20 protein-coding genes, 1 tRNA gene and 1 pseudogene are annotated in these 20,179 nt (G+C 61.6%); 5 read left to right on the top strand and 17 right to left on the bottom strand.

Annotated features, from left to right (window positions below; translation table 11 throughout):
* Window positions 1-75: 75 nt before the first annotated feature.
* Entirely contained in the window at window positions 76-1,755 is a 1,680-nt protein-coding gene (locus X744_RS151705) for an electron transfer flavoprotein-ubiquinone oxidoreductase (RefSeq protein ID WP_023760441.1), read from the top strand.
* Between the two features lie 140 nt (window positions 1,756-1,895).
* Window positions 1,896-2,495, top strand: a complete 600-nt coding sequence (locus X744_RS151710) for a DUF922 domain-containing protein (RefSeq protein WP_023760440.1) — start codon at window positions 1,896-1,898, stop codon at window positions 2,493-2,495.
* 4 nt (window positions 2,496-2,499) lie between these two features.
* Here the strand turns inward: X744_RS151710 and X744_RS151715 are convergent, their stop codons facing one another.
* The 5 genes from X744_RS151715 to X744_RS151730 all read right to left on the bottom strand — a co-directional run bounded on the left by X744_RS151715 (window position 2,500) and on the right by X744_RS151730 (window position 6,238).
* Window positions 2,500-3,534, bottom strand: coding sequence for an endonuclease/exonuclease/phosphatase family protein (locus tag X744_RS151715; RefSeq protein WP_023760439.1), 1,035 nt, complete (start codon window positions 3,532-3,534; stop codon window positions 2,500-2,502).
* Between the two features lie 102 nt (window positions 3,535-3,636).
* Window positions 3,637-5,100 (bottom strand): AMP nucleosidase, encoded by a 1,464-nt coding sequence (locus X744_RS151720; RefSeq protein WP_245266732.1) that lies wholly within the window; start codon window positions 5,098-5,100, stop codon window positions 3,637-3,639.
* 177 nt (window positions 5,101-5,277) lie between these two features.
* Window positions 5,278-5,472: a hypothetical protein gene (locus tag X744_RS151725; RefSeq protein WP_023760437.1), complete on the bottom strand. Its 195-nt coding sequence runs from the start codon at window positions 5,470-5,472 to the stop codon at window positions 5,278-5,280.
* Between the two features lie 39 nt (window positions 5,473-5,511).
* Window positions 5,512-5,670, bottom strand: a complete 159-nt coding sequence (locus tag X744_RS1000000174540; RefSeq protein ID WP_023760436.1) for a hypothetical protein — start codon at window positions 5,668-5,670, stop codon at window positions 5,512-5,514.
* 226 nt (window positions 5,671-5,896) lie between these two features.
* A complete protein-coding gene (locus X744_RS151730) occupies window positions 5,897-6,238 on the bottom strand; it encodes a DUF2147 domain-containing protein (RefSeq protein ID WP_023760435.1) in 342 nt (113 codons plus the stop codon).
* 452 nt (window positions 6,239-6,690) lie between these two features.
* On the opposite strand from X744_RS151730, the gene X744_RS151735 reads away from it, so the two are divergent.
* Together X744_RS151735 and X744_RS151740 are read left to right on the top strand one after the other, a co-directional pair.
* Window positions 6,691-6,957, top strand: a complete 267-nt coding sequence (locus X744_RS151735; RefSeq protein ID WP_023760434.1) for a sel1 repeat family protein — start codon at window positions 6,691-6,693, stop codon at window positions 6,955-6,957.
* A 539-nt stretch (window positions 6,958-7,496) separates the two neighbouring features.
* Window positions 7,497-8,618 (top strand): ABC transporter substrate-binding protein, encoded by a 1,122-nt coding sequence (locus tag X744_RS151740; RefSeq protein WP_023760433.1) that lies wholly within the window; start codon window positions 7,497-7,499, stop codon window positions 8,616-8,618.
* Between the two features lie 102 nt (window positions 8,619-8,720).
* Here the strand turns inward: X744_RS151740 and X744_RS151745 are convergent, their stop codons facing one another.
* The 6 genes and pseudogenes from X744_RS151745 to X744_RS151765 form a co-directional block, all read right to left on the bottom strand.
* Window positions 8,721-10,703 carry an acetyl/propionyl/methylcrotonyl-CoA carboxylase subunit alpha gene (locus X744_RS151745; protein ID WP_023760432.1) on the bottom strand — a complete coding sequence of 661 codons (1,983 nt, stop codon included), beginning with the start codon at window positions 10,701-10,703 and terminating at the stop codon, window positions 8,721-8,723.
* Window positions 10,704-10,884: 181 nt separating this feature from the next.
* Window positions 10,885-11,415, bottom strand: a complete 531-nt coding sequence (locus X744_RS151750; protein WP_023760431.1) for an O-acetyl-ADP-ribose deacetylase — start codon at window positions 11,413-11,415, stop codon at window positions 10,885-10,887.
* A 1-nt stretch (window position 11,416) separates the two neighbouring features.
* Window positions 11,417-13,100 (bottom strand): annotated as a pseudogene (locus X744_RS01000000169940) (carboxyl transferase domain-containing protein).
* 1 nt (window position 13,101) lies between these two features.
* Entirely contained in the window at window positions 13,102-14,265 is a 1,164-nt protein-coding gene (locus tag X744_RS151755; RefSeq protein WP_023760430.1) for an isovaleryl-CoA dehydrogenase, read from the bottom strand.
* 65 nt (window positions 14,266-14,330) lie between these two features.
* Window positions 14,331-14,981, bottom strand: a complete 651-nt coding sequence (locus X744_RS151760) for a TetR/AcrR family transcriptional regulator (RefSeq protein ID WP_023760429.1) — start codon at window positions 14,979-14,981, stop codon at window positions 14,331-14,333.
* A 73-nt stretch (window positions 14,982-15,054) separates the two neighbouring features.
* Window positions 15,055-15,339 (bottom strand): acylphosphatase, encoded by a 285-nt coding sequence (locus tag X744_RS151765; protein WP_023760428.1) that lies wholly within the window; start codon window positions 15,337-15,339, stop codon window positions 15,055-15,057.
* A gap of 159 nt (window positions 15,340-15,498) precedes the next feature.
* Between X744_RS151765 and X744_RS151770 the strand changes: the two genes are divergently transcribed.
* On the top strand, window positions 15,499-16,488 hold the full coding sequence (locus X744_RS151770) for a bifunctional helix-turn-helix transcriptional regulator/GNAT family N-acetyltransferase (protein ID WP_023760427.1): 990 nt from the start codon (window positions 15,499-15,501) through the stop codon (window positions 16,486-16,488).
* 37 nt (window positions 16,489-16,525) lie between these two features.
* On the opposite strand, the gene X744_RS151775 is transcribed toward X744_RS151770, so the two are convergent.
* The 6 genes from X744_RS151775 to X744_RS1000000174815 form a co-directional block, all read right to left on the bottom strand.
* Complete coding sequence (locus X744_RS151775) at window positions 16,526-17,638, bottom strand: pyridoxal phosphate-dependent aminotransferase (RefSeq protein WP_023760426.1); 1,113 nt, start codon at window positions 17,636-17,638, stop codon at window positions 16,526-16,528.
* 142 nt (window positions 17,639-17,780) lie between these two features.
* On the bottom strand, window positions 17,781-18,962 hold the full coding sequence (locus X744_RS151780) for a porin (protein WP_023760425.1): 1,182 nt from the start codon (window positions 18,960-18,962) through the stop codon (window positions 17,781-17,783).
* A 135-nt stretch (window positions 18,963-19,097) separates the two neighbouring features.
* On the bottom strand, window positions 19,098-19,325 hold the full coding sequence (locus X744_RS1000000175315; protein WP_245266744.1) for a GIY-YIG nuclease family protein: 228 nt from the start codon (window positions 19,323-19,325) through the stop codon (window positions 19,098-19,100).
* A gap of 235 nt (window positions 19,326-19,560) precedes the next feature.
* Window positions 19,561-19,651 (bottom strand) — tRNA-Ser (locus X744_RS151790).
* Window positions 19,613-19,813 (bottom strand): hypothetical protein, encoded by a 201-nt coding sequence (locus X744_RS1000000173885; RefSeq protein WP_156938582.1) that lies wholly within the window; start codon window positions 19,811-19,813, stop codon window positions 19,613-19,615. Before X744_RS1000000173885 ends, X744_RS151790 begins: the two co-directional genes overlap by 39 nt.
* A 99-nt stretch (window positions 19,814-19,912) precedes the next feature.
* Window positions 19,913-20,179: hypothetical protein (locus X744_RS1000000174815; RefSeq protein ID WP_210164168.1), on the bottom strand; the 267-nt coding region annotated here is incomplete at its 5' end.

The raw sequence follows: 20,179 nt of genomic DNA, 5'->3' as shown, positions 1-20,179 counted from the left end.
GTCGCCGATTGATGCGCTATGCAGCGCAGGAGCCAGCAAGATGCCGGAATGGGATAAGCCAGTGCGGAGGGGTTGATGAGCGACATCGAACGCGAAAGCATGGAATTCGACGTGGTCATTGTCGGCGCCGGCCCGGCCGGCCTTGCCGCCGCCATCCGCCTCAAGCAGGTCAATCCCGAACTCTCGGTCGTCGTCCTGGAAAAGGGCGGCGAGGTCGGCGCCCATATCCTCTCCGGCGCCGTCGTCGATCCGATCGGCATCGACCGGCTCTTGCCGGGCTGGCGCGACGAGGATGGGCATCCCTTCAAGACGCCGGTCACAGACGACCATTTCCTCGTTCTGGGCCCGGCAGGCTCGTTCCGTCTACCCAACATCCTGATGCCGCCGCTGATGAACAATCATGGCAACTTCATCGTCTCGCTCGGCAATGTCTGCCGATGGCTGGCAGGTAAGGCCGAGGCGCTCGGCGTCGAGATCTATCCCGGCTTCGCCGCGGCGGGCCTGCTCTACAATGACGCCGGCGCCGTTACCGGCGTGGTGACCGGCGACATGGGCGTCCAGAAGGACGGCACGCATGGTCCGGGTTTCGCGCCGGGCATGGCGCTGATGGGCAAATATGTGCTGATCGGCGAAGGCGCGCGCGGCTCGCTCGCCAAGCAGCTGATCGCCAAATACAAGCTTTCCGATGGCCGCGAGCCCGGCAAATACGGCATCGGCCTCAAGGAACTCTGGCAGGTCAAGCCAGAGAACCACAGGCCGGGCCTGGTCCAGCATTCGTTCGGCTGGCCGCTCGACATGAAGACAGGTGGCGGCTCTTTCCTCTACCATCTGGAGGACAACCAGGTGGCGGTCGGCTTCGTCCTCCACCTCAACTACAAGAACCCCTGGCTGTCGCCGTTCGACGAATTCCAGCGCTTCAAGACCCATCCGGCAATCAGGGGCACCTTCGAGGGCGCCAAGCGCCTGGGTTATGGCGCGCGCGCCATCACCGAGGGTGGCTGGCAGTCAGTGCCGAAACTTTCCTTCCCCGGTGGCGCGCTGATGGGCTGCGCGGCAGGTTTCGTCAATGTGCCGCGCATCAAGGGCTCCCACAACGCGGTCCTTTCGGGAATGCTGGCGGCCGAGCATGTCGCCGAGGCGATCGGCGCCGGCCGTGCCAATGACGAGCTTTCCTCCTACGAGGCTGCATGGCGGGACACCGACATCGGCAAGGACCTGAAGAAGGTGCGCAACGTCAAGCCGCTCTGGTCGCGCTTCGGCACCATCATTGGCGTCAGCCTTGGTGGCCTCGACATGTGGCTGAACACGCTGTTCGGCTTCTCGCCCTTCGGCACGCTGAAGCATGGCAAGGCCGACTATGCCACGCTCGAGCCGGCCGCCAAGCACGAGAAGATCGCCTATCCGAAGCCGGATGGCGTGCTGACCTTCGACCGCCTGTCCTCGGTGTTCCTGTCAAACACCAATCACGAGGAAAACGAGCCGGTCCATCTGCTTGTCGGCGACATGGACCTGCAGAAGCGCTCCGAGCATGATGTCTTTGCCGGACCCTCGACACGCTATTGTCCGGCCAGCGTCTACGAATGGGTCGACAAGGACGGCAATGCCGCCGCCGATCCCGCGGCAAAGGACGTGCGCTTCGTCATCAACGCGCAGAACTGCGTCCACTGCAAAACATGCGACATCAAGGACCCGAACCAGAACATCAACTGGGTGCCGCCACAAGGCGGCGAAGGTCCGGTCTACCAAGGTATGTAAGCTACGCGCTGGCTGGACCGTCTCGCCGGCCGCACGCAAAATGCCGGTCATGGCCGGGGTTGCCGGGCATGTGAAATATTAGAACTGTTGAAACTGCCGCGCGCTTGTGGTTCCATCCCCTGACGACAGGGAGATGGCCAATGCGCTTGGCGGTTTTAGTATGCCTTGTGGTGATCGGCGCTGTGTGCGGTTCGGCTTCGATGGCCTCGGCTGGCACCAGGGTGCTGATCAAGACGCGGACCTATGACATCACCGGGAACACTGGCCTGGCGCTGATGAAGGCGATGGACCGCAAGGGGCCGAAGCACGGCTTCATGACGCATGCCATCGCCCAGACGGGCTACACCGTGGATTGGAACCTTGACGCCGGCCAGGACAATGGCTTCTGCCGCCTGCGGCGGGCCGACGGCACGCTCAATCTGTTTTACACGTTTCCGCATCTCGCCTCGGCCACCGCGCCGGCGCTCCAGAAGCACTGGTCGCGGTTCTTCGCCGGCGTCCGCGCTCACGAAGAAACCCATGGTCGCATCGCCAGGGAAATGATGCGGGCCATCGAAACATCCATCTCCGGCCTCAGGATTGCCGACGACCCGTCCTGCTCCAAGACACGTCGCGAGGCGCAGCGGCGCATCAAGGCTACCTATGCCGCGTATGAGGTAAAGCAGATCGCCTTCGACGCCCGCGAGCATCGCGACGGTGGCCATGTCGAGCATCTGATCACCGCTTTGATCAAGCCTTGATCTCTTAACCTGGCGTCCTGCCGGTCTGGACTATCGCTGCGGTCGCGGTTTCATGATCATCGACCGGCTTCTGTTGTGCCCCCCTGAGCGAGAACTCCACCATTACCGGCAGGTGATCCGAGCCAGTGTCCTCCAGCCGTGTTGCGGAATGGATGGTCAGCCCGCCCTTGCTGAAAACCTGGTCGATCGGCAGGCCGGCGAAGCGCCGCACGAAGTCCGGCAGCCTGATTTGGATCCAGGTCGGTCCGGCGGACGGCATGACGGTCAGGCCGCCGAGCGAGGCGACGCGCCGGACGGCAGCACTCCACGGCACGGCGTTGCAGTCGCCCGCCATGATGGCTGTCTCGCCGAGCGCGGAGAGCGATTCAGCAAGTTCGCCGATCTGCCAGTACTGCTCGCGTGGCCACGGCCAGCTGAGATGGATAGCGGCGACATCCACGTCAATGCCGCCGAAGTCGACGGTCGCTGTCGCCATGGCGCCGCGCCGTTCGCAACGCGCCTCGGTGCCGGCGGCAAAGGGCCGCCGCGAGATCAGTGCGACGCCGAATATCCCGTTGGGATAAGGACAGAGGATCCGGTATGGATATGCACTGCTGATATAGCCAAACTCGGTCGTCCACATCGCCGACACCTCGTCGAGGGTGATCACGTCGGGATTGGTCCGGCCGATCAGCGACAGCACCTTCTTCGGCGTCGGATTGTTGTAGCGCAGGTTCATCTGCAGCAACTTATAGATCGCACGATCTTCGACCTTGGCTTCATAGGCAGCCTGAACCGGCCATAGACTGGGCAATGTATTCAAGGTCGTGGCAAAGGCCGCCACGGCAAAAAGCAGTGCCACGGCCGCTTGCAGGCGAAATGTCGTGGCCAGCAGCGGCAGTGCGCAAAGCGCCATCAACACGGCAAGGTGGACGCGGAAATGCGAGAAAGAATCGAAGGCCGGATGCAAGGTACCTAAGAACCCGGCGACCAGCGCAACCGAGAACATCATCAGCGCGATAAATGCCAGTGATGCCGCCATGTGTCGACTGCGTCTCATCGGGTCAGGTCCGCGCGGATGGTCGGAAAATACCGGCTTGGTTATCGGCAGAAATGCGGCCCAATCAAGATGACGAGATGCTCGGGCAGCGCACAGATCATCCTATTGGAACGCGGTCTCCGAAAAACTTCTCAGTTTGCGCGAATGCAGCCGATCCATCGGCATTTCCGCAAGCTTTTCCATCGCCCTGATGCCGATGGTCAGATGCTGCGCCACCTGGCGCTTGTAGAATTCGGTCGCCATGCCGGGCAGCTTCAACTCGCCATGCAGTGGCTTGTCCGAAACGCACAGCAGCGTGCCGTAGGGAACGCGGAAACGGAAGCCGTTGGCGGCGATGGTCGCAGATTCCATGTCGAGCGCGATCGCCCGCGACTGCGACAGGCGCTGCACCGGGCCGCGCTGGTCGCGCAGTTCCCAGTTTCGGTTGTCGATGGTGGCGACGGTGCCTGTGCGCATGATGCGCTTCAAGTCGTAGCCGGACAGGCCGGTGACTTCGGCGACGGCTTCCTGCAACGCCACCTGGATCTCGGCCAGCGGCGGGATCGGGACCCAGACCGGAAGATCGTCGTCGAGGACGTGGTCCTCGCGCACATAGGCGTGCGCCAACACATAGTCGCCCAAAGCCTGGGTATTGCGCAGCCCGGCGCAGTGACCGAGCATCACCCAGGCATGCGGCCTCAGCACGGCGATGTGGTCGGTAATCGTTTTGGCGTTGGAAGGCCCGACGCCGATATTGACCATGGTGATGCCTCCATGGTTCGGCTTCTTCAGGTGATAGGCCGGCATCTGCGGCAGGCGAGGCGGCGCGACCCCGAGACCGGGCGCGCTTTGTCCGGCCAAGGTGATGACATTGCCCGGCTCGACGAATTCGGTATATCCGCCGCCGCCATCGGCCATCAGGTCGCGAGCGCGGGCAACGAATTCGTCGATGTAGAATTGGTAGTTGGTGAACAGCACGAAATTCTGGAAATGCTGTGGCGTGGTCGCCGTATAGTGCGACAGGCGATGCAGCGAATAGTCGATGCGCTGCGCCGTGAAGGGCGCCAACGGCCTCGGTTCGCCCAAGGCCACTTCGAAAGTCCCGTTGGCGATCTGGTCGTCGGTGCCGTCGAGATCCGGCACGTCAAACAGGTCGCGGATCGGCCGCTTGATGCGTTCGGCCGCCGCGCCGTCGACATGGGTGCCTTCGAGAAAGGCGAAATGCAGCGGGATCGGCGTGGTCGATTCCGACACCGTGACCGCAACGCCATGATTGCGCATGATCAGACGCAACTGCTCGACAAGGTAGCTTTCGAACAGGGCGGGCTGGGTAATGGTGGTCGAAAAATGCCCAGGCGTCGGCATATGGCCATAGGCCTGACGCGAGTCGATCTGGGTGAACGAGGTGGTGGTGACGCCGATCTCCGGGTAGAAGGCCCGGTAGCGCTTACCACTGTCGCCGCCCGCCGCCGCCAGTTCAGCAAAGGAGTCGCGCAGGAACTTGGTGTTGCGGTCGTAAAGCAGCCGAAGTGCCGCGACGGCCTTTTCGGCGCGATCAAAGCTTTGCCGGCCAAAAGGCTCCGGCATGACGACAGATTCGATGGCCTGAGGGTAGATTCGCTTTTCCATGACTCAATATAGAGATTTGGATCGGCACTTGGGAGGGGTGTAGCGACCGAAGGCGGCCTAAGGGTCGTTTTTCTTTCCGCGGCATGTCGCCCGAGAGAGCGCAGCGATCTTTTGGGCGACATGCACGAATCGCCGTTATCCGCGCTGCAGGCTGACCAGGAGCACAAAGCCGATCCCGGACTTCTTCAAAGCCGGTGCTTCGATCGTCGAGCCGGCATCGGCGCGCATCATCGGCACGGCCAGAACCGGAGCGGCCAGAACCGCCAGGATAAGCGCCGCCCGCGGCAGAAGCCGAAGGGTCTTTAGTGCGGTGGCGGCGATGCGGTTCATGGTGTTTCAGCTTTTCTTTTTGAGGTCTGGCTCTTTTGTTTAGTTGCGAAGGTGGGTGGGGCAGGCGAGGCGGCAGGTTCTGGAACTGGCTTCGTCCCATTCGCGGGCCGGACGACCCGCTTCAGCGACGAGGATGGCGAAGAACATTCCAAACAGGCTCATCAGCAGGCAGACGATGGTGAAGCGGCGAGCAAGCATTGGTCGGGTCTCCTTCAACACGCCGGAGAATGCCCTGATGCAACTGAACCGGCCCTGATGCCGGCGTTCATCTGCGGTTCAAACTGATTGGCGGGCTTTTGGCGTCGACGGCGCCTGTTTCGGCAGGATGCCGAGGTTAGGGCGTTGCGCCGCGACAAACGAAAACGGAGCCCGTCAGAGCCCCGTCTTCATGTCACAAGGATATATATATCTGTATATAGGTCGATCAGAGCTTGTGCCAAATCTGGCTTTTGCAGATCAGTCCGCCGAGCACGCAGCCGCTCATCTTGAGCGAGCTGCCGGAAAGGGTCGCCTTGCCCGAATAGGTTCTGTCGTTTGCCGGATCGGTGATGTTGCCGGCATATTTGTTGTCGCCAGCCGCCTTGAGCGAGCCGATGGTTTTTCCGGCATACTTGCCGGACTTGAGCGTGATGGAAAACGAGCCGCCGCCAACGATGGCCGCGGTGTCGCCGGCCTGCGTCTTCCAATCACCCTCGATCGGATCGGCCGATGCCGCACCCGCCACGATCAATGTGGCCGCAAGAGCCAGGCTCACTTTTCGAAACATGTCTTCCTCCCTTTGGATGTCCGACCGGATGCTCCGCCCCTCGCCGGTCTGCCGCTTACGCTAACGTAAGCTAATCCAGCTCCTGGCAAAACAAAAGCGGTGCCGCTGCGGAAGACTTTCGGATTCTTGAAAGCGTCCGAATGCGTCCCATCGGCGAGAAAATGAAATGACCGGCGCAGCGCCTTTGTCTCCCGTGGTTAGCAAAGTCTTGACTTGGCAGCGGAGGATTTTTGTCAAATTTGACGCAAGCTCGCTGAATTGCTGGCTTTGTATCCTTAACGAATTTCCGCGTTTACCTCTTGTTTTAGCTTTGTTTTCCTCAAATTAAGCACGCCATTTAACGACGGATTCAAGCCTGCACGGCATTCTCGAAAGCATCGGAAGAGCAGCCGCAAGCACGAAAGAAGGCAGCTCTCAGGAGCCTGACAGGGGCCGGAAAACAGGGGATTGAAATGGCACGTTTTGAAATGCTTGAAGCAGGTTTCGGCGCCATGGGGGCAACTGCCCAGGCCGACATTCTTTTCGAACTGGGCATGATGTATGCGACCGGCCGCGATTGCGAGACCGATGTCGTTGCCGCCCACAAATGGTTCAACATTGCCGCGATCAAGGGCTCGGTCCGCGCCGCGGAACTGCGTTCCGAACTGTCGGCGGCAATGTCGAAGGTCGAGATCGCCAAGGCGCTTCGCGAAGCCCGCGAATGGATGACCATCCACTAAGATCTGCCTACAGACCTATCGAAGACAGGGAAGCTCCGGGATCAAGACCGCACAGACGGCCAGACCCGGCACGACAGAAGGCCGCGCAAGACGGTCGATGACCTCCAGGAAAAGTGTGAAGCGGGTTTCCGTCCGGAATCGCGTCAAAACAAAGAGTTAGAGCGGTTCGCCGTTTCCGTGAGACGGTGAAATGCCCAAAGTGGAATCCGGTTCTCTCCGACAAACGGAAACTGTTTGCCCCGGGATCATGCTCTGAAGAAAGAGAACGCGGCAGGCCGCAAGGTCCAGTCGCGCACGACACGGGGAGGGCGAGCGGGATTTTTAGGCGCGGGGCGCTCGGGAACAGCTCGACAGGCAAAAGCCGCGACCGGCCGGAACAAGGCCGGCGCGGCTTTTGCCCTGTTTGCCGCGGCGCGTTGCAGGCCCAATCGAGTGCCGCCAATGCGCCTAGACAGGTCCAAGGAAGGGTGAAATTGTCCCGCCTCTCTGGAAGAAGTGCGGCCGGAGCGGCCGCGCGTGAGTGGAGGAGTTCTACTGCAATGAAAAAATTGGGTATTTTGAACGCGGCCATTTTCGGCCTGATGATGAGCACGCCGTTCGCATTCGCCGACGACATCACTTTTGCGGTGGTCGGCCCGATGACCGGACAACTCGCCACCATCGGCGATCAGTTCAAGCAGGGCGCGCAGGCCGCTGCTGACGCGATCAACGCAACGGGTGGTGTCGAGGGCCGCCAGATCAAGCTGAGTATCGAAGACGACCAGTGCGATCCCAAGCAGGCAGTGTCGGTCGCCAACCGCATCGTCGCCGACGGCGTCAAATTCATCGACGGCCATGCTTGCTCGGGTTCCAGTATTCCGGCCTCGGCGGTCTATGCCGAAGCCGGTGCTCTGATGATGACCCCAGCTTCTTCCAATCCGGTGCTGACCGACGCGGCGGCCAAGGCCGGCTGGCCGACGATCATGCGGCTTTATACGCGTGACGATGCGCAGGGCGCCTTCATCGGCCCATGGATCGCCAAGAAGTTTGCCGGCAAGAACGTCGTCGTCCTGCATGACAAGAGTGCCTACGGACAGGGCGTGGCTGACGCCGTCAAGGCAACGATGAATGCCGGCGGCCTCAAGGAAGTCTATTATGACGGCATCAACGCTGGCGAGAAGGACTATTCGGCTCTCGTCACCAAGCTCAAGGACTTGAAAGCAGACGTTGTTTATTTCGGCGGCTATCATCCTGAGGCTGGTCTGATCCTGCGTCAGTCGGCGGAACAGAACCTGAAGTTCCAGTTGATCATGCCGGACTCCATCGCTTCGCCGGAATTCTGGCAGGTTGCTGGCCCGGCAGGCGAGGGCACCATGTTCGTGTTCCCGTCGGATCCGCAGGCAAAGCCGGAAGCCAAGGCCGCCGTCGAGAAGATCAAGGCGGGCGGCTTCGTGCCGGAAGGCTTCACGCTGTTCTCCTATGCCGTGATCCAGGCCTTCGCCGAGGGCGTCAAGCGCGCCGGCAGCGACGATCCGGCGAAGGTTGCCGAAGCATTGAAGAATGGCACGCCGATCAGCACCGTCGTCGGCAATGTCACCTTCGACGAAAAGGGCGACCTCAAGAATGCCAGCTACGACATCAACCAGTGGCATAATGGAAAGTACGCGCCGATCGCCCAGTAACCGATCGCCCAGTAATCGTCGCCCTGGCGACTGGATAGGATGGCGAAATGGCCGGGCTCGTCCCGGCCATTTTCTCGTTTGCCCGTCGATAGCTTGCGGCCGTCAGCTCGCTACCGCGCTCGGGTCGTTATGCTCCTCCACGAACCGCACCAGCACCGTCCCGTCGGTGACCTGCGCGCCCTCTGTCGCGATCTCGGCGATCACGCCATCATGTGGCGCGGCGATGGTGTGCTCCATCTTCATCGCCTCGAGGATCAGCAGTGGTTGGCCCTTGATCACTGCATCGCCTCTTTTCACGCGCACCAGCTTGACCAGCCCCGGCATCGGCGCGCGCAAGCTGCCGACGCCTGCGGCTGCCTCATCGGCGCGTGCAAGCGGGTCCGGCACGGCGAAGGTGTAGCCAACGGCGCCTTCGAACACCGTGATGTGGCCTGGCCAGCGGGCGATGCGCGGTGCAGCGCGAAAATCATGCGAATTTGTGCTGTCATAGGGCGCATCGAGCGCCACCTGGAACCGTCCATCCGGCCGCAGCGAAACCTTTGTTACGATATCGTCATCGCCGAATTTCAGCCGTATGCGCCGCGCCACATTGTGGAAATGCGCATAGCCGGCAAGCGACGACCACGGATCGTCGGACGGCGGCGATGCTCCGGCGCCTGACGCTGCGACAGCGGCGGCGGCAGCGGTTTCGCCTGTCGGCGGCGGGACGATCGTCAATGTCTCCTGGTGCCTGCCGATCAGGCTGGTGTCGACGTCGCCCGAGCAAAAATCCCGATCGGCGGCAAGAGCGGCAAGAAAGGCGGTGTTGACGGTGGAGCCGGCGATCTCGGTTCGAGACAGCGCCGCACCAAGCGCTTCAAGTGCAGCCTGCCGGTCCTTCGCATGGACGACAAGCTTGGCAATCATTGGATCGTAATAGGGCGAGATCGCATCGCCCGCCCGCACGCCGGTCTCGATTCGCACCGTGGCGCCTTCGGGGATTGCATCCGGGAATTTCAGATGATGCAACGTGCCAGTCGCCGGCAGGAAACCCTTTGCCGCATCCTCGGCATAGATCCGCGCTTCGAAGGCATGACCGGTCAGCGCGATCTCGCTTTGTGTCTTCGGCAGCTTTTCGCCCGATGCGACCCGCAACTGCCACTCGACCAGATCGGTGCTGGTAACCATTTCGGTGACGGGGTGCTCGACCTGCAGGCGGGTGTTCATTTCCATGAACCAGAAGCGGTCGGCTTTCAGCCCCTGCGAGGCATCGACAATGAACTCGATGGTGCCGGCGCCGGAATAATTGATCGCCTTGGCGGCTTTCACCGCCGCATCCGTCATTGCCTTGCGTATAGCCGGTGTCATGCCGGGGGCAGGCGCCTCCTCGATCACCTTCTGGTGCCGCCGCTGCGCCGAGCAGTCGCGCTCGTAAAGATGCACGACATTGCCAAGACTATCGCCGAACACCTGCACTTCGATGTGGCGCGGCTTGTCGACATATTTTTCGACCAGCACGCGGTCGTCGCCGAAGGCGGCTTTCGCCTCGCGCCTTGCGCCGGACAACGCTTCGGAAAATTCATCGGGATGCTCGACCCGCCGCATGCCCTTGCCGCCGCCGCCGGCGCGCGCCTTGATCAGCACGGGATAGCCGATCTCGCGCGCCTTGGACGCAAGCAGCACGATCTCCTGCGCCTCGCCATGGTAGCCGGGCACCACCGGCACGCCGGCCTTTTCCATCAGCCGCTTGGCGGCATCCTTCAGCCCGATGGCACGGATCGAGCCCGCCGACGGGCCGATGAAGATGAGCCCCGCCGCCGTCACCTGGTCGACGAAATCGGGGTTTTCGGACAGGAAGCCGTAGCCGGGATGAATGGCTTCAGCGCCCGTCGAAAGGGCAGCCGCGATGATCTTGTCACCGCGCAGATAGCTTTCGCCGACAGGCGAGGCGCCGATATGCACGGCCTCGTCGGCCATCTCGACATGCAGGGATTTCGCGTCGGCATCCGAATAGACAGCAACAGTGCGCACGCCCATCGTCCGTGCCGTGCGGATGACACGGCAAGCGATCTCGCCCCGATTGGCGATCAGGATCTTGGTGAACATCGAGCCTCCCGGGACACAGTTTGCTTGAAGCGACGCAGGCGCTCCGTCGCGCCCCCCTCTGTCCTGCCGGACATCTCCCCCACGAGGGGGGAGATTGGCAGCTTCGACCTCGCCGCCTTGCCGTTGACGTAGGCGGACATTCCAGTTTTCCTATGCTGCTGAATCGATTGCGCCATACAGTTCAACCTTCTCGAATGGCAGCAACGGCCTGCCGGTATAGTTCAGCCGTTTGCTCGTCGAAGCAGCAGAAAATGACGATTTCCGGTCTGCTTGTCTCATTCAGGAATGCGTTGACAGTGTTGACGGCGATCCGCGTCGCCTCGTCTTTCGGGTAGCGGTAGACACCGGTCGAGATCGCCGGGAAGGCCACTGTGCGGCAGTCATTGGCGGCGGCGAGTTCGAGCGATCTGATATAGCAGGAGGCCAGCAACTCGGCTTCGCCCTTGCCGCCGCCCTGCCAGACGGGGCCGACTGTATGGATGATGTGTCGAGCCGGCAGCTTATAGCCCTTGGTGATTTTCGCCTCGCCGACCTTGCATCCGTTCAGCATCCGGCATTCGAACTCAAGCTCGCGGCCTGCGGCGCGGTGGATGGCGCCATCGACCCCGCCACCGCCGAGAAGCGACGTGTTGGCGGCATTGACGATAGCGTCGACATCCAGTTTCGTGATGTCGCCGGTGTGGATGCGGATACTGTCCAGCGCCTTGCTCATCTCACATCCTGAACACGCCGAAGCGCGTTTCCTCGATCTCGGCGTTGAGCGCGGCTGACAGGCTGAGTGCCAGCACGTCGCGCGTCTTCGCCGGGTCGATGATGCCGTCATCCCAGAGGCGAGCGGACGAGTAGAGCGGGTGGCCTTCATGCTCGTATTTCATCAGGATCGGCTTCTTGAATTTCGCCTCTTCCTCGGCGGTCCATTCCCCGCCCTTGCGCTCGATGCCCTCGCGCTTGACCATGGCGAGCACGGTTGCCGCCTGTTCGCCGCCCATCACAGAGATGCGCGCATTCGGCCACATCCACAGGAAGCGCGGTGAAAAGGCGCGGCCGCACATGCCGTAATTGCCGGCGCCGAACGAACCGCCGATGATGATCGTCACCTTCGGCACCCGGGCGGTGGCGACGGCCATCACCAGCTTGGCGCCGTCCTTGGCGATGCCGCCCGCTTCGTATTTCCTGCCGACCATGAAGCCGGTGATGTTCTGCAGGAAGATCAGCGGGATCTTGCGCTGGCAGCACAGTTCGATGAAATGCGCGCCCTTCAGCGCGCTTTCCGAAAACAGCACGCCATTGTTGGCGATGATGCCGACCGGCATGCCATGCAGGTGGGCAAAGCCGGTGATCAGCGTGGTGCCGTAGTTCTGCTTGAACTCATCGAACTCGGAACCGTCGACGATGCGCGCGATCACCTCGCGCACGTCATAGGGCTGGCGCAAGTCGGTCGGAACAATGCCGTAGAGTTCGTCCGCNGATGCGCGCGATCACCTCGCGCACATCATAGGGCTGGCGCAGGTCGGTCGGCACGATGCCATAGAGTTCATCCGCCGGATGAAGTGGCGGAATCGACTTCTGTAAGTTCAGGCTTACAGTCTTGTTCCGATTCAGGTTTTTGACGATCCGCCGGCAGATGGCGAGTGCATGGTCGTCGTCCAACGCATAGTGGTCGGCAACGCCGGAAAGCCGCGTGTGCACCTCGGCGCCGCCGAGATCCTCGGCGCTGACGTCCTCGCCGGTGGCCGCCTTCACCAGCGGCGGACCGCCGAGGAAGATGGTCGCCTGGTTGCGCACCATGATCGTCTCGTCCGACATCGCCGGCACATAGGCGCCGCCTGCCGTGCAGGAACCCATGACGCAGGCGATCTGCGGGATACCCGCCGCCGACATGTTGGCCTGGTTATAGAAGATGCGGCCGAAATGTTCGCGGTCGGGAAACACCTCGTCCTGATTGGGCAGATTGGCGCCGCCGCTGTCGACCAGATAGATGCAAGGCAAATTGTTCTGCAGCGCGATTTCCTGGGCCCGCAAATGCTTTTTCACCGTCAGCGGATAATAGGTGCCGCCCTTCACCGTGGCGTCGTTGACGACCACCGTCACCTCGGTGCCCTCAACGCGGCCGACGCCCGCGATCATGCCGGCCGAGGAAATCTCCTCGCCATACATCGACCATGCGGCGAACTGGCCGATCTCGAGGAACGGCGAGCCGGTGTCGAGCAATTGCGCGAGGCGCTCGCGCGGCAGCAGCTTGCCACGCGAGACGTGGCGCTCACGCGCCTCGTCCGAGCCGCCGCGTTCGACGGTGGCGGCCTTTTCGGCAATGTCGGCGACCAAGGCCCGCATGCGCTCGGCATTGGCGCGGAAGGTCTCTGAGGCGGGGGAGATTTGGGTTTGAAGTGCTGCCATATTATACCCCCTCCGCCATGATTTCCCGCCCGACCAGCCAGCGGCGGATTTCGCTGGTGCCGGCGCCGATCTCGTAGAGCTTGGCGTCGCGTAACAGGCGGCCGGTTGGATAGTCGTTGATATAGCCATTGCCGCCAAGCAGCTGTATGGCGTCCAGCGCCATCAGCGTCGCCTTCTCGGCGGCAAACAGCACGCAGCCGGCGGCGTCCTTGCGCGTCGTCTGGCCGCGATCGCAAGCGGCGGCGACGGCATAGACGTAGGCACGTGCGGCGTTCATCGTCGTATACATGTCGGCAAGTTTACCCTGCACCAGCTGGAACTCGCCGATCGCCTGGCCGAACTGCTTGCGCTCATGCACATAGGGGATGGCCACGTCGAGGCACGCCGCCATCAAGCCGATCGGGCCGCCGGCAAGCACGGTGCGCTCATAGTCGAGGCCCGACATCAGCACCTCGACACCGCGGCCTTCCTCGTGCAGCACGTTGTCGAACGGCACTTCGACATCTGAAAAAACCAGCTCGCCGGTGTTGGAGCCCCTCATGCCGAGCTTGTCGAGCTTTTGCGCCACGGAAAAGCCAGCCATCGTGTTCTCGACGATGAAGGCGGTGATGCCGTGTGATTTCAGCTCCGGATCGGTCTTGGCGTAGACGACCAGCGTCTGGGCGTCCGGCCCGTTGGTGATCCACATCTTGGTGCCGTTGAGCACGTAGCGATCATTGCGCTTTTCGGCGCGCAGCTTGAGCGACACGACATCCGAACCAGCGCCGGATTCCGACATCGCCAGCGCGCCGACGCGTTCGCCCGAACACAGCGGCGGCAAGAACTTTTCCTTCTGCGTCGGTGTCGCCCAGCGGTTGATCTGGTTGACACAGAGATTGGAATGGGCGCCGTAGGAGAGGCCGACCGATGCCGAGGCGCGCGAGATTTCCTCGACGGCGATCACATGCGCGAGATAGCCCATGCCGCTACCGCCGAAATCGGGGTCGGCCGTGATGCCGAGCAGGCCAAGCGCACCGAGTTCGCCCCACAGATGCGCCGGGAATTCATTCGAACGATCGATATCGGCGGCGATCGGTGCGATCCTGTCCTGGGCGAAGCGCCGAACCATATCGCGCAGCGCCTCGATCTCCTCGTCATGCCCGAAGCTGAGCGTGTTCGTGTACATGCTTTCCTCCCTGCCGCATGACCCCGAAAATCGACTTCGATTTCCGGAAGGGATCATGCGCGAAATTAAAGTGCTACAGCGTCCTGCGCGCGTCCAAAGGAACGCGCGACGCTGTAGGCGCCGATCTTCGCGCCGACGAGCCGCATGGTCATCGACAGATATGTCGCCGTCACTTCAGCGACCGACAGCCGTTCGCCCGGCCGAAACCAGACGATGACGCCGGTCATCATCTGGATCAGCGCCATGGCCGTCAGCCCGGTGTCGTCGATGCTGAAGGCGCCCACCTCGGCGCCGTCGCGCAGGATGGCGCGCAACTCCTTTTCGTAGGCTGTCCGCATGCGCAGGATCTGCGTCAGCCGTTCGGGCGACAGGCTGCGCAATTCCATGTTCGACACATGCGTGGCGTGCCGACGCTCGATATGAAAGGCGATGTGGTTCTCGACAAAGGCTGACAGCCGTTGCGCGGGATCCACACCCATAGGGCGGGCTGCTTCCCACGCGCCTGTGAGACCTTCCATGTGTTCGCGCATCAGCGTGAACAGAAGCTCTTCCTTGGTTGGAAAATAGCGGTAGAGCGCGGCAGCCTGGACGCCGACTTCGGCGGCGAGCTGGCGCATCGACATCGCCTCGTAGCCGAAACGCGCAATCAGATTGACGGCCGCCTCGCGGATGGCTGCCTCGGTCTTTTCACCATCGGATCCAGTCGTGCGTGCCATTGTCGGCCTCGTTTACGAGGCAATAATAAAACGAACGTTCAATTAATTCAAGGGCGCTGAATCAAATCCGCCATCATGCAACAATCCTGAACTCGACAAATGTGTTTCCGGGTGCCAACTCCTCGACGTCGACCCTGGAAACCAAAGCCCCGGACGGGCCCTTCCACAGTCGTTCGATCATTGTCGAGACCGCCTCGTCGAGGCCAGCAATCCGGGTCGTTACGGAACCGTCAGCTTCATTGCGAATCCAGCCAGCAAGACCGAGGCTAATGGCCTCGTCCCGGGCCCAGATTCTGAATCCGACGCCTTGCACATTGCCGTAGACGCGCGCCCGCACTTCCCTGCCAGCACCAGCCATGACGATCTCCAAGCCTGTCTCCTTGGAATCTGGCGCACTGCGCCGGGAAGGCAACCTGGGCATAGCTCATGACAGCTGTGCTCCCTTGCCTTCGAAATTTAATTGACTCAGTCCACTAATTTTTGAAAAATGCGGCTGCCCTTTGGGAGTTGGACGCAAATGTTGGACGAACGAAAAGCATTGGTGGCCGATATCAGGCGCTTCAATCGCTTCTACACGCGCACCGTTGGTCTTCTCGACGAGACGCTGACACAAAGCGCATTCACGTTGACCGAGGCGCGCGTACTTTTCGAACTCGGCCACCTTAATCGTCCGGCGGCTTCTGAAGCCGCTGGGGAGCGGGGCTTTCTTGCCAAGGCTTTCCATCTGGAGATGGGCCCAACGGCTTCCGATATTGCGAGGCAACTGCGGGTCGATGCAGCGTATCTGACACGAATTCTGCGCAAATTCGCCAGTGGGGGACTGACCGAGACGCGGACTGATCCGGCCGACAAGCGCCGGCGGATTCTGTCGCTCACGGCAAGAGGTGAGGCAGCCCTTTCGGAGCTCCAGGCTGCGGCGGATCGCGATACGGCACGGCTCATCGAGAATTTGCCTGACCACAGATTGCGGGAACTGGGTGGCGCCTTGTGCAAGGTCGGGGAATTGTTAGGTGATGCCTGTGAGAGCAGCGAGGTGACGCTGCGGCCGCACCGGGTCGGCGACGTCGGCTGGGTCGTGGAGCGGCAGGCCCGGCTCTATGCCGAGGAATATGGCTGGAACATCGAATTCGAGGCAATGCTTGCCGAGATTGGCGCCGATTTCATCCGCAATTTCGTGCCCGGCCGCGATTTCTGCTGGATCGCCGAGCGTGGCGAGGAGCCAGTTGGTGCGGTGTTCCTTGTTCATCAGGACGACGAGGTGGCAAAGCTGCGGCTGCTGCATGTCGAGGCGTCTGCGCGCGGCCTGGGCATCGGCAAACGCCTGGTCGCGGAATGCGTGAACCAGGCCCGCGCCTGCGGCTATAGCAGGCTGGTGCTGTGGACCAACGACGTCCTTGTCGCGGCGCGCGCTATTTACGAGCGCGCCGGCTTCAGGCTGGTCTCGCAACAGCCTCACCGCAGTTTCGGCAAGGATCTGACGGGCCAGACCTGGGAACTGGATTTGTAAGCGCGCCTTGTGATCCTGCTTTGCCTACTGGCGAATCCTAGTTCCCCCGCGCTGCGGCGAGTGCGCCCGGCAGATCCTCGGCAAAGATGTCCAACTCGTAATCGAGGCCGACGCTGACCCGGATGCAGCGGTCGAGCCGTGGCACCATCGGTTTGCGGATGAAAACGTCGCGCGACAGCAGGCCTTGCAGCACTTTCAGCGCAAAGGCGCCATCGCCGCCGCAGTCGATGGTGACGAAATTGGTTGCCGAGGCCAGTGGCTTCAATCCGTTCTGCTCGGCGATGCCGGCTATGCGTCGGCGGCCGGCAGCCACCCGCGCCACCACGCTCCTCAGATAGTCCTGATCGGCTAGCGCCTCGACTCCGGCGACCTGCGCCATGCGGCTGACGCCGTAATGGTTGCGGATCTTCTCGAAGTCGCGGATCACCTGGGCCTCGGCGATCGCATAGCCGCAGCGTATGCCGGCGAGCCCATACGCCTTCGAGAAGGTGCGCATTCGGATGACGTTTGGCCGCGAGATATCGATCGGCGGAAGCGCCGAGGCCGGTCCGAGTTCGCCATAGGCCTCGTCGAGCACCAGCATGGTGGTTTCCGGCAGCGCCTCGATGAAGCGGATGAGCTCGTTCGCCTCCCACCAGCTGCCCATCGGATTGTCCGGGTTGGAGAGATAGATCAGCGGCGCCTTGTTCTTGCGCACCGCCGCCAGCAGGCCGCCCAGGCTTTCCCTGTCGTTGTCATAGGGGACCGTGACCAGGCGCCCGCCGACACCGGCAATGTGGAAGTTGAAGGTCGGATAGGCGCCGAGCGACGTGACCACGGCATCGCCGGGCGCTACATACATGCGTGCCACCAGGGCGAGCAGGCCGTCTATGCCCTCGCCGACAACGACATTCTCGGCCTTCACCCCATGATGCGCGGCAACCGCTACCTTCAGGTCGTGATTGTCGGGGTCGCAATACATCCACATGTCGCGGGCAATTCCAGCCATCCGGTCGATGACGCGCGGCGAAGGCCCAAAGCTGCTCTCATTGGCGCCGATGCGAGCCCGAAAGGCGCGGCCACGCTCGCGCTCCTGCGCTTCGGGGCCGACAAAGGGCACGGTCGACGGAAGGGCGTCGACGAGAGGCGTGAGGGTAGGGCGCTGGCGCATGGCGAAGGCTCACTTGAAAAGGAAAAGACCTTCTTGCTAGCCTGCCCGCATGGTCGGTGCAAGTTGCCGACCGAGCCGCAATTCAATCAAAAAAACCCGGCGGTTGCCCGCCGGGTTTTCAATTTCGCCGAAGCGAAATTTATTAGAACGAGCGCTGGAAGCGGAGGAGACCGCCGACGCTGCTCTTCTTGGTGGCGCCAGTCCAGTTGGAGAAGTCGGCGTCGTCGAACTTGCCTGCATTGAGGTAGTCGACTTCGGCCGTGACGGTGAAGCCAGGAACAACATCATAGGCGATGTTCGCTGCGACGCCGAGGTTCTTCCATTCGTCATACGAGATCTGAGCGTTGAACGAGGTCTTCTCGTTGAACTTGTAGGTGCCACCGCCCCACACTGCCCAGTTGCCGCCCCACTGCTTGAAGAAGCCGCGACCGCCAGCCGGAACGGCCCAGGTCGGATCCGAGAGATTGTCATCGGAACCATAGCCGCCCATGACCCACAGCTGTATGGCGTCGCTGGCATTCACGTCCAAGCGCACCTTGCCGGCGACTTCTTCGTAGTTGCTGTCATAAGCCACGACACCGGTGATGGCGCCCCAGCCCTGCGTGTACTTCACGCCGCCGACGACATGCGGAACATAGCTGTCGATCGTGCCAACCTCGCCTTCGCCTTCTTCGAGAGAGACCACGGCCGAGAAGCCGTTGCCTGCATCGAAGTAGTACTGGACGACGTTGGTGTCGAAATCGCCGTAGGGGACCAGCGTATCCTGGATGACGTTGCCGGCGTAGCCGATGAACGTATCGAAGGCCGATTCGTCCTTACCGACGCGCAGGCCACCAAGCTGGATCCAGGCGAAGTTCAACGAAACGCCCTTCATGCCGGCACTGTTGACAGAGCCGCCATTATCCACGCCCTCACCCAGAGCGCCGCTGCCCAGATCGGATTGGTGATTGCCGAAGTTCCAGCGGGTCTCGGTGTAGGTCTTCAAGGTGCCGAGTTCGGTTTCCTGGCCGGTCCAGGTCTTCAGCGTGAAGCGGGCGTTCTTGTACCAGGTGTCGTTGCTTTTACCACCATCCTCGTGATCGGCGCTTGTCGCTCCGTCGAACGAGCCTACGTCGCCACCGCCGATGTCGTAACGGACATAGCCGCCGATGCGCAGGCAGGTCTCGGTGCCGGGGATGTAGAAGTAGCCAGCGCCGTAGACGTCGCAAATCTTGACGTATTCAGCGGGTTCCGGCTCGGCGACGACGACGGCGTCGGCGGCGCGCGCACCGGAAACTGCGATCAGGGCCGCAGCGGAGCCGAGGAGAAGGCTCTTAATGTTCATTTTCTGACCTCCAGTCAGAATCGAACAAGAACTGCCCTTCGGCCGCGTGTTTTTCCGCGGCAAAGGGCTGTTATTGCTGGGCTTTCTCTGGGAATGGTTGGATTTTTCGCCGCCTCGAAGAGCGCAATGCAGACATCACCACAGATGTTTGTTGGCGAAAGCGTGGCCGGAGCCGGATTTGAGATAACGCTCGAATGAAGTCGCCCTGGCTCGATTCGAGAAGCCGATATACGTGACGATCCGCCGTGGCAGGAACTTGGACGTATGGCTGGATTTTCCGGCGTTATGCTCGGCAATCCGCCGCTTCAGGTCGGAAGTCACGCCGATATAGCGTTCACCTCCCACTGCCTTGCTCTCCAGCAGGTATACATACCACGCGAACCACCCTCCTTGGCTCGGCAGGCAGACTGCCAAACCTGTCTTGCAAGGATTCCAGGGTACAGGAAGACCTCCCGCTTCGCGGAAGGAAGACGTGTCCCAAGCAGCAGGAAGCATTGTTTTTGCTAGGATTTAAGGCCCTCCTTCGCCGAGGCTTCGTAGGGCATCCTGCTATACGGAGGGGAGGCTTGTCCTGCGAAGCGCGCAGCGCGAAGCAGGATGGCGGAGAGGATGGGATTCGAACCCACGAGAAGCTTTTGACCTCTACTCCCTTAGCAGGGGAGCGCCTTCGACCACTCGGCCACCTCTCCGTTGCGCCGCTGGATAAAGAAAAGCGCGGGCACAATCAACAAGCCCCAGCCAATATCTCGGAAAAAGAAGCCATTATCTGAAAAAATAGCAACGCGCCGTGGCGCGGCTTTCCAAGGATGCGGCGGTTCTGCGGCAGTTTCCTGGCTAGCGACTCGGGACATGGCCATGATTCCGTCAGCCGATCGCCGGATTCGGCGGCAAACAAGGGTTGCGACGGCCCCGATGGTTAACGAGAGCTTTCCGAGTGAGGCCAAATCGTGTCATTTGTGCAACAACGCCAGGGGATAGCAGCCGAACAGCCCTTTCGCCGGTACGATCGTGGTTGAACGCCGCCGCCTCATGGGTAATGTCGGTTTCGAGGAAGCGGCGCGGTGCGCATCTTTTTCGGTAGTGGGGATGGGGCAGGGAACGCTGTCCTTCAGCAAAGAATACCCAGACCCGTTTTTTAACTTTTGACTGGAGGTCAGAAAATGAACATTAAGAGCCTTCTCCTCGGCTCCGCTGCGGCCCTGATCGCAGTTTCCGGT

The sequence above is a fragment of the Mesorhizobium sp. LNHC252B00 genome, from assembly GCF_000502955.1.
Taxonomy (GTDB): Bacteria; Pseudomonadota; Alphaproteobacteria; order Rhizobiales; family Rhizobiaceae; genus Mesorhizobium.
This window is presented reverse-complemented; position numbering and strand designations above follow the sequence as displayed.

What these genes read in the sequence shown, in the direction of transcription:
- X744_RS151710 (WP_023760440.1), top strand. Translation starts at nt 1,896, where the DNA reads ATGCGCTTGGCGGTTTTAGTATGCCTTGTGGTGATCGGCGCTGTGTGC.
- X744_RS151725 (WP_023760437.1), bottom strand. Translation starts at nt 5,472, where the DNA reads ATGAACCGCATCGCCGCCACCGCACTAAAGACCCTTCGGCTTCTGCCG.
- X744_RS1000000174540 (WP_023760436.1), bottom strand. Translation starts at nt 5,670, where the DNA reads ATGCTTGCTCGCCGCTTCACCATCGTCTGCCTGCTGATGAGCCTGTTT.
- X744_RS151780 (WP_023760425.1), bottom strand. Translation starts at nt 18,962, where the DNA reads ATGAACATTAAGAGCCTTCTCCTCGGCTCCGCTGCGGCCCTGATCGCA.
- X744_RS151740 (WP_023760433.1), top strand. Translation starts at nt 7,497, where the DNA reads ATGAAAAAATTGGGTATTTTGAACGCGGCCATTTTCGGCCTGATGATG.
- X744_RS151750 (WP_023760431.1), bottom strand. Translation starts at nt 11,415, where the DNA reads ATGAGCAAGGCGCTGGACAGTATCCGCATCCACACCGGCGACATCACG.
- X744_RS151715 (WP_023760439.1), bottom strand. Translation starts at nt 3,534, where the DNA reads ATGAGACGCAGTCGACACATGGCGGCATCACTGGCATTTATCGCGCTG.
- X744_RS151760 (WP_023760429.1), bottom strand. Translation starts at nt 14,981, where the DNA reads ATGGCACGCACGACTGGATCCGATGGTGAAAAGACCGAGGCAGCCATC.
- X744_RS151755 (WP_023760430.1), bottom strand. Translation starts at nt 14,265, where the DNA reads ATGTACACGAACACGCTCAGCTTCGGGCATGACGAGGAGATCGAGGCG.
- X744_RS151745 (WP_023760432.1), bottom strand. Translation starts at nt 10,703, where the DNA reads ATGTTCACCAAGATCCTGATCGCCAATCGGGGCGAGATCGCTTGCCGT.
- X744_RS151730 (WP_023760435.1), bottom strand. Translation starts at nt 6,238, where the DNA reads ATGTTTCGAAAAGTGAGCCTGGCTCTTGCGGCCACATTGATCGTGGCG.
- X744_RS151765 (WP_023760428.1), bottom strand. Translation starts at nt 15,339, where the DNA reads ATGGCTGGTGCTGGCAGGGAAGTGCGGGCGCGCGTCTACGGCAATGTG.
- X744_RS151735 (WP_023760434.1), top strand. Translation starts at nt 6,691, where the DNA reads ATGGCACGTTTTGAAATGCTTGAAGCAGGTTTCGGCGCCATGGGGGCA.
- X744_RS1000000173885 (WP_156938582.1), bottom strand. Translation starts at nt 19,813, where the DNA reads ATGTCCCGAGTCGCTAGCCAGGAAACTGCCGCAGAACCGCCGCATCCT.
- X744_RS151705 (WP_023760441.1), top strand. Translation starts at nt 76, where the DNA reads ATGAGCGACATCGAACGCGAAAGCATGGAATTCGACGTGGTCATTGTC.
- X744_RS151775 (WP_023760426.1), bottom strand. Translation starts at nt 17,638, where the DNA reads ATGCGCCAGCGCCCTACCCTCACGCCTCTCGTCGACGCCCTTCCGTCG.
- X744_RS151770 (WP_023760427.1), top strand. Translation starts at nt 15,499, where the DNA reads ATGTTGGACGAACGAAAAGCATTGGTGGCCGATATCAGGCGCTTCAAT.
- X744_RS151720 (WP_245266732.1), bottom strand. Translation starts at nt 5,100, where the DNA reads ATGCCGGAGCCTTTTGGCCGGCAAAGCTTTGATCGCGCCGAAAAGGCC.